General features: G+C 74.2%; 4 protein-coding genes and 1 pseudogene. 2 read left to right on the top strand and 3 right to left on the bottom strand.

All coding sequences use genetic code 11. From position 1 onward, the window contains the following. On the top strand, window positions 1–1,236 hold a 1,236-nt coding region (locus ACWJ6R_RS25515), incomplete at its 5' end, for a serine hydrolase domain-containing protein (protein WP_449064665.1). Window positions 1,237–1,318: 82 nt separating this feature from the next. Here the strand turns inward: ACWJ6R_RS25515 and ACWJ6R_RS25510 are convergent. From ACWJ6R_RS25510 to murA, 3 genes are read right to left on the bottom strand one after another with little or no spacing between them, the layout of a single operon-like run. Further along, a complete protein-coding gene (locus tag ACWJ6R_RS25510) occupies window positions 1,319–3,835 on the bottom strand; it encodes a glutamate--cysteine ligase (RefSeq protein ID WP_449064664.1) in 2,517 nt (838 codons plus the stop codon). A gap of 5 nt (window positions 3,836–3,840) precedes the next feature. After that, window positions 3,841–6,267: a transglycosylase domain-containing protein gene (locus ACWJ6R_RS25505; RefSeq protein ID WP_449064663.1), complete on the bottom strand. Its 2,427-nt coding sequence runs from the start codon at window positions 6,265–6,267 to the stop codon at window positions 3,841–3,843. A 53-nt stretch (window positions 6,268–6,320) separates the two neighbouring features. Further along, window positions 6,321–7,637, bottom strand: coding sequence for a UDP-N-acetylglucosamine 1-carboxyvinyltransferase (gene murA / locus ACWJ6R_RS25500; RefSeq protein ID WP_449064662.1), 1,317 nt, complete (start codon window positions 7,635–7,637; stop codon window positions 6,321–6,323). Between the two features lie 107 nt (window positions 7,638–7,744). Between murA and ACWJ6R_RS25495 the strand changes: the two are divergent. Next, a pseudogene (locus ACWJ6R_RS25495) lies at window positions 7,745–7,973 on the top strand (hypothetical protein); the annotation flags it as partial.

Below are 7,973 nucleotides of genomic sequence, written 5' to 3'. Positions count from 1 at the left end.
GCCCGCGGCGGCCTCGACCGCGCGGCGCTGCGGCAGACGCTGGACGCGATGCGCGCGGCGGGCATGTACGGCGTCTACTCCGACGTGCGGGACGGGCGCTCGGAGTGGGCCGGGGCGGCGGGCGTGGCCGACGTGGAGACCGGCCGGCCGGTCCGCCCGGACATGCGGCACCGGGTCGGCAGCGTCACCAAGACCTTCACCGCGGTCGCGATCCTCCAGCAGGTCGCGCGGGGGCGGATCGACCTGGACGCGCCCGTCGCCCGCTACCTGCCCGGCCTGGTCCCGGGGGAGCGCGGTGAGCAGGTCACGGTGCGGATGCTGCTCAACCACACCAGCGGCATCGGCGACTACGCGCCCGGGGCCTTCCCCTCGCTCATGCAGAACTCGCCGCAGAGCCTCGACGACAACCGCTTCCGCCGGTTCCGCCCCGAGGAACTGGTGGCCTTCGGCCTGGCGGCGCCGCCCACCGGCGAACCGGGTCAGAACTGGTCCTACTCCAACACCAACTACGTCATCGCCGGGCTGCTGCTGGAGAAGGTCACCGGGACGGGTGCGGAGCGGTACATCACCCGGCACGTGATCCGCAAGGCCGGGCTCCGGGACACCTTCTTCCCGGCCACGCCGTACCTCCCCGGCCCGCACTCCAAGGCGTACGAGTCGCTCTACGGGCTCATCGACCCGCCGCGCGACTACAGCGTCTACGACATGTCCTGGGCCGGTACGGCGGGCGCGCTCGTGTCCACCATGGACGACCTCAACCGGTTCTACCGCGTCCTGCTGGGCGGCGGGCTCCTGCCGCCCGCCCAGCAGGAGCAGCTGCTGACCGCGGTCCCGGTGCCGCCGGAGTGGGGGATGAGCGCCTACGGTCTGGGACTGGCCGCGATGGACCTGCCGTGCGGCCGGTTCTGGGGGCACAGCGGCGGGGTGTGGGGGATGGGGACCTACTCCCTGAGCGGTGCGGACGGCCGCCGCCAGCTCTCGATCGGGTTCAACCTGATGAAGTACAACCGGCTCGACGAGAACGGGAACCCGCTGCCGCACCCGATCGACACCGCGTTCGCGGCCCACATGCTCCGGGCCCTGTGCGACCAGGACCTGCCGGCGGCCGAGTCCGCCGCGACCTCCGAGTCCGCCCGGCCCTCCGAGTCCGCCAGGTCCGCCCGGTCCTCCGGATCCGAGGGGGCGCCGTGGTCCCGGCCCTACTTCCCGCTCCGGTGGCCGAGCGTCAAGCGCTGACGTTCCGCCGCCGCGCCCGCTCCGGACCCGCCGGCCCGGGACGGGCGCGCGGCAGGTCGCGGTCGGCGACCGGCTCCGCGCATCAGGCCCCCCTCGGCAGCCAGGTGTCCTTGGCGCCCCCGCCCTGCGAGGAATTGACGATCATGCTGTCGGCCGGGGCGACGCGGGTCAGCGCCGCCGGCGGCACCTGCGCGGTCTCGCCGAGGCAGACGAAGGCCCGCAGGTCGACCACGCGCGGGCTCAGCCGCTCCCCGTCGAAGACCGGATGGGTGGAGAGCCGGACCGTCTCCTGGGCGACCCACCGGTCGGGGGCGGCGAGGATCCGCTCGCGGACGTCGCGCAGCTCCTCCGGGGAGGCGTCGGGGCCGATCACCACGCCCTGCCCGCCGAACCCGTCGACCGGCTTGACGACCAGCTCGGCCAGCCGGTCCAGCACCTCCTGGCGGTCTGCGGGGTCGCGGCACAGGTAGGTGGCGACGTTGCCGATGAGCGGCTGCTCGCCCAGGTAGTACTCGATGAGCCGTGGCACGTACCGGTACAGGGACTTGTCGTCGGCGACGCCGTTGCCCGGCGCGTTGGCCAGGACCAGCGCCGAGCGCTCCACCGCGTCCAGGATCGCCTCCCCGGCGGGGGCGGCCAGCAGCTCGTCGGTGTCGATGCGGCGGTAGAGCACGTCGACCGGGCGCCCGGCCGCCTCCACGCGGCCGTGGCGGACCCGCAGGTCGGCCGGGCCGACCAGGGCCGCGCCCAGCTCCTCGGCGAGCATCCGGTGCTCGTAGAAGGCGGAGTCGCCCGGTCCGGCGGAGACCACGGACAGGGACGGCGAACCGCCGCCGCCCGCCGCCGCCAGCGTCTCCCGCAGCAGGCGCAGCGCGCCGGCCGGGTCGGCGAACCCCCCGCCGGGGACGAGCTCGGGCAGGGCCTCGGCCATCAGCCGCCGGTTGGCGACGGCGTAGCCGAGGCCGGAGGGCACCCGCAGGTTGTCCTCCAGCACCATCCACCGGCCGACCTCGTCGCGGACCAGGTCCAGCCCGGCCACGGAGCAGCGCACGGCGTCGCGCGGCACCCGCCGCCCGGCCTCCTGGTAGCCGGGGGACTCCTCGACCACCCAGGCGGGGAGCACGCCGTCGGCGACGATGCGGCGTTCGCCGTACACGTCGTGCAGGAACGCCTCCAGCGCGCGCACCCGCTGCGGCAGGGCCTGCCGCAGCGCGTCCCACTCACCGGGCGGGACCAGCCGCGGGACCAGGTCGAAGGGGAGGATCCGGCGCTCGTCCTCGCCCGCCACCTGGAAGGTCATGCCGTGCTCGTGCTGGTGGCGGTCGCGGCGCTCCTCCCGCGCGCGCAGGCCGCCGGCGCCCAGGCGGTCCAGGACCCGCAGGACCGGCTGGTACGGCTCGCGCACCGTGCCCTCGATGACCACCTCATCCCCGGGGGCCTCGTAGCCGTCGAGCAGGCTGGTGCGCATCCGGGGCGACGGCCCGCCGAAGGCGGCCTCCCACTCCTCCGAACGCGTCTCGGCGAGCACGAGGTCGACCACGTCGGACAGCCGGCCGTTCCGGGCGAAGGCGGCGCGCTGGCGGGCCGCGGAGCCGCCCCTGGCCAGCGCCTCGTCGGCCAGGGAGGTGACGAGCTCCCAGTCGCCGGTCTCCTCCAGCTGCGGCCGCAAGCCCTCGATCATGCTCCGGACCACCTCGGCGGCCGGCCGGGGCAGCCCGTCGGCCGGGTCGACGAGCTCGCCCTCCAGCCCCGAGCGCGCCGCGCGCCACGTCGCGGCGCGCACCATCTCCAGCCGGACCCGGCCGCCCGTCCCGTCCGCGATCGCCTCCAGCTCCCGGGCCACCAGCGCCCGGAACAGCCCCGCGATCAGCACGATGTCGCTCACCAGGGGGCAGGCGTCGCAGAGCCGGAGCTCGACCGTGGGCACGTGCGCCGAGGGCCGGACGTCGAAGTAGACCATGCCGGGATCGCTGATCACCCCCGACCGCACGAGTTCGCCGATCACCCGGTCGTACTCCGCGGCGGAGGAGAAGGCTGCCACCGGCCCGGCGGTGGGCCAGCGCTGCCAGATCAGCGGGCGGTAGCCGGCGTAGCCGGTGTCGGACCCCAGCCAGTACGGCGAGCTGGTGCTCAGGGCGAGCAGCGGCGGCAGCCAGGGGGCCAGCCGGTGGGCCACGGCGACCGCCAGGTCCCGGTCCGCGACCTCGGCGTGCACCTGGGTCCCGCAGATCAGCTGCTCGCGGGTGAGCAGCTGGTAGTCGGCGAGCATCTGCTCGTAGCGCGGGTCCGGGGAGATCTTCAGCGCCTCCAGGTCCACCAGCGGCACGGTCCCGGCCGCCGCGATCCCCAGGCCCACCCCGTCGGCGGCGCGGATCACCGTACGGCGCAGCGCGGTCAGGTCGTGGCCGAGGTCCTCCAGCCGGACGAAGGGCCTGCTGTTGGCCTCCACCACCGAACGCTGCAGCTCGTGGGTGAAGCGGTCCCCGGGCAACTGCTCCAGCAGCACCCCCGCCCGGGGGACCAGGTGCCGGGTCCCGGTATCGATGACGTGGAACTCCTCCTCGACGCCGACCGCGATCGGCTCCGCGAGACCCGCCATGGTGATCACCCCTGAAGTGCGCAGATTTGCCAAAGATTTACCGGCCTTTGCCCAGAAAATGGGCCTCTGCACTTCGGGACGGGCACCGAGGGATCAGCGGTCGGGATCGCGCCAGCCCCGGCCGCGCTTCCACGGCCGGTCCGGGAGCTGCCACCTGCGGCCGGGCCGCTGCCAGCCGCGGTCGCGCTTGCGCGCACGGTCCGGGCGCTGCCACTGCCGGTCGCGCTTCCAGGAGCGGCCCCGGCGGCTGCCAGGTCCCGGCGCGGTTCCGCCCCCGCCCCGCCCCCCCGCTTCCGGGGGCCCTCGGCCGACGGAGGGACGTAGCCGGGGATGCTCCCGCCGCCGAAGCGCTTCAGGTCAGGGGCGGGGAAGGGGAGGGCCGGCCGGCCGCGCAGGGCGGCGGACACGGAGGCCGTCCAGATCGGGCCGGGCAGGGAGGCGCCCTGGACGCTGCCGTAGTACCGGCCGCCGATCACCACGTTCCGCAGCGGGTGGCGGTAGGAGCCGCGGATGTCGCCCACGCTGACCGCCGCGGCCAGCTGGGGGGTGTAGCCCGCGAACCAGGCCGAGGTGTACCCGTTGTTCGTCCCCGTCTTGCCCGCCGCCGGGCGGCCGATCCCCTGGCCCCGCATGGTGCCCCGGCTGAACACCCCGCTCAGCACCCGGTTCACCGCGTCGGCCACCCCGCGGTCGATCGCCTGGTGGCAGGTGGGCGGGACGGTGACGCGCCCGCCGTCCCTGTCGATGATCGCGGTGATCGCCGCCGGGCGGCAGTACCGCCCCCGCGCGGCGAACGCGGCGTACGCCCCGGCGACCGTCAGGGGGTCCATCTCGTTGATCCCGAGGGTGAACGTCGGGACCTCCCGGAGCGGGGCGCCGTCCGCCCGGGCGACGCCCAGCGCCCTGGCGGTCCGCACCACCGGGCAGAGGCCGACCCGCCGCTCCAGCATCATGAAGAAGACGTTCACCGACTTCCACGTGCCGGTGGAGAGGCTGAACGCCCCGCCCCGTCCGCCGCCGTCGGCGTTGAAGACCCTGGCACGGGGGTCGTTGACCGGCCTGCCCCGGCAGTCGGTGAACCCCTGGCGGGGTACGAACCGGCCCGGGGTCACGAAGCCCCGGCCGAACCTCCAGCCCTGGCGCAGCGCGGTGGCCAGGGTGAACACCTTGAACGTGGAGCCGGCCTGCAGGCCCATCCCGCCGCCGTGGGCCACGTCGGCGGGCAGGTTGAAGGTGGTGCGCGGGCCGTTCCTGCGGTCGCCGGGATTGCGGCCGTACTCCTTGCTCGCCGCCAGCGCGCGGATCCACCCGGTGCCCGGCTCGACCATGGCCTCGGCCGCCACCTCGGTGTCGGCCGGGGAGACCCGCGTCCGGATGGCCCGCTCCGCCGCCCGCTGGGCGACCGGGTCCAGGGTGGTGCGGAGCACGAGGCCGCCCCTGGACAGGCGGCGCTCGCGCTCGGCGCGGGTGTGCCCGAAGACCGGGTTGGTCAGCAGCTCCCGGTGGACGTAGACGCAGAAGTAGGGATAGGCGCTCGCGGCGCAGCCGCCCGGCTCCGGCCGCAGGCGGATACCCAGCGGAGTCCTGCGGGCCGCGCGGGCCGCGGCCGGGGTGACGGCCCCGACCTCGGCCATCCGGTCGAGCACCAGGTCTCTGCGCTGCTTGAGCCGCCGCCGCTGCCGCTCGCCCAGCGACGGGTCCGTCCCGTACGGCGTGCGCACCGCCCCGGCCAGCGTCGCCGCCTGCGGCAGGGTCAGCCGGGAGGCCGGGACCGAGAAGAACCGCCGGGCGGCGGCCTCCACCCCGAACGCCCCCGCGCCGAAGTAGGCGATGTTGAGGTAGCGCTCCAGGATCTCCGGCTTGGTGTACTTCTTCTCCAGCGCCAGCGCGTACCGCAGTTCGGTGATCTTCCGCCGCAGGTTCGGCGCCTGGGCGCGGGCCCGCTCGGCGTCCGTCTCGGCGTTCGCGACCAGGATGTTCTTCACGAGCTGCTGGGTGAGGGAGGAGCCGCCCTGCCGCACTCCGCCCGCCTGGGTGTTGGTGATCAGCGCGCGCAGCGTGCCCTTGACGTCCAGGCCGCCGTGCTCGTAGAACCGGGCGTCCTCGACGGCCACGATCGCCTTGCGCATCACCGGCGCGACGGCGCCCAGGCCCACGACCGTGCGGTTCTCCGTATAGAACTGGGCGAACGGGCGGCCGCGGGAGTCCAGGAGCACGGTGCGCTCCGGGAGCGGGTCCTCCCGCGGCCCGGACGGCAGATCGGCGAAGACGCCCGCCGCCTGCTCCGCCGCGAGGTCCGCGGCGCCGACCAGGGGCAGCGCCGCCACCGTCGTCAGCAGCCCCGCGAGCAGCCCACAGACCGCCAGGACGCACAGGCACACGACGGGGCCGCGCCTGGCGTCGTCGTCTCTCCGGTCACGTCGCGATGTCACAGAGAGTAAGGTGCGATCGGATGATCACCCCCAAACGCCCCGATCGCGAATCCTTACCCGTCCTGCACCTTCTCTCGACTGATCTGCAGTCCCAGCGAGGCGAACTGCTCGAACGGCCGGTGGTAGCCGCGCTCGATGTGGTGGACGCCGCGCAGCGTGGAGGTGCCCTCCGCGGCCGCGGCGGCGAGGACGGCGGAGAAGCCGGCCCGGATGTCGGGCAGCGTCACGTCGGCGCCGCGCAGCTTGGACACGCCCCGCACGACCGCCGAGTGCTTGGCGTTGGTGTCGTGGTAGCGGCACGCCGGGCCGCCGAGGCACACGTCGAAGACCTCGATCTCGCAGCCCATCTTCTGCAGCGCCGGCACGTAGACCAGCCGGTTCTCGAAGACCGTCTCGTGCAGCACCGACATGCCCTTGGCCTGCGTGAACAGCACCATCAGCGGGGTCTGCCAGTCGGTCATGAAGCCCGGGTGGGTGTCGGTCTGCACCGCCGCCGCGCGCAGCCCGTCGGGCGCCGAGGCCGACAGGTAGTCGTCGGTGATGTCCAGCTGGGCGCCCATCCTGGCCAGCGTGGTGATCGCGGTGACCAGGCGGTCCTGCGGGCAGCCGTGCACCCGGACCTGGCCGCCGGTGATCAGGCCGGCCGCCAGGTAGGAGAACGCCTCGATCCGGTCGCCGTTGAGCCAGGTGGAGGCGCCGTGCAGCTTCTCCACGCCCTCGATCACGATGCGCCGGTCCGGGCTGAGCTCGATGAGCGCGCCCATGCGCTGCAGGAACAGGGCGAGCTCGACGACCTCCGGCTCGGTGGCCGCGCCCTTGAGCACGGTCTTGCCCTCGGCCAGCACGGCCGACATCAGGATCGTCTCGGTGGCGCCGACGCTCGGGTACGGCAGCTCGATCCGGGTCCCGCGCAGCCGCTTGGCCTTGGCGTGGATGCCGGTGTCGGTCACCTCGACCTCGGCGCCCATCGCGCGCAGCGCCTCGACGTGGAAGTCGACCGGCCGCCGGCCGATGGGGTCGCCGCCGACCAGCGGCACGAACGCCTCGCCCGCCAGGTGCAGCAGCGGGCCGAGCATCAGGATGGGGATCCGGTTGAGGCCGGTGAACGCCGCCGGCACGTGCGGGTTGATCTCGGCGCCCGGAGCGACGACGATCTCGCGCGGGGTGATCTCCACCTCGATGCCGAGCGCCCGCAGCATCTGCGCGGTGATGCCGACCTCGCCCACGTCGGGGGCGTTCTGGATCATGCTCTCGCCGGACCCCAGCATGGCGGCCACCATGTGCTTGGAGACGCCGTTCTTGGACCCGCGGACCTCGACGTCACCGCGGAGCGGGCCGGAGGGCTCGATCAGCCATACCTCTTCGTTCACCTGGACAGAGTAACGGGATTCGAACCGGTGCTTTGGTCTAGACAACTGGATGACCCCGGATGACTCGGTAACATCGGGCAGAGCATCACATAGTGGGGAGGTGCGGATTGCGCCACGCGCGCGACTTCGCCGTCACCGTGCTGGCCCTGGCGGCGCTCGGAGTCGTCGCCGGCGTCCTGTGGTCGATCCTCGCCCCGCGCCCGCCGTACGTCGTGACCGCGCGGGGCCCGGTCCTGGCCGACCCCTCCACCCAGGCGCTCATCGCCGCCGACGGCTGGTTCGCCGTCGTCACCGGCGCGTTCGGGCTGGCCTGCGGCGCCGCGGGGCTACGGTCTC

The sequence above is a fragment of the Planomonospora algeriensis genome (assembly GCF_977012225.1).
This window is presented reverse-complemented; position numbering and strand designations above follow the sequence as displayed.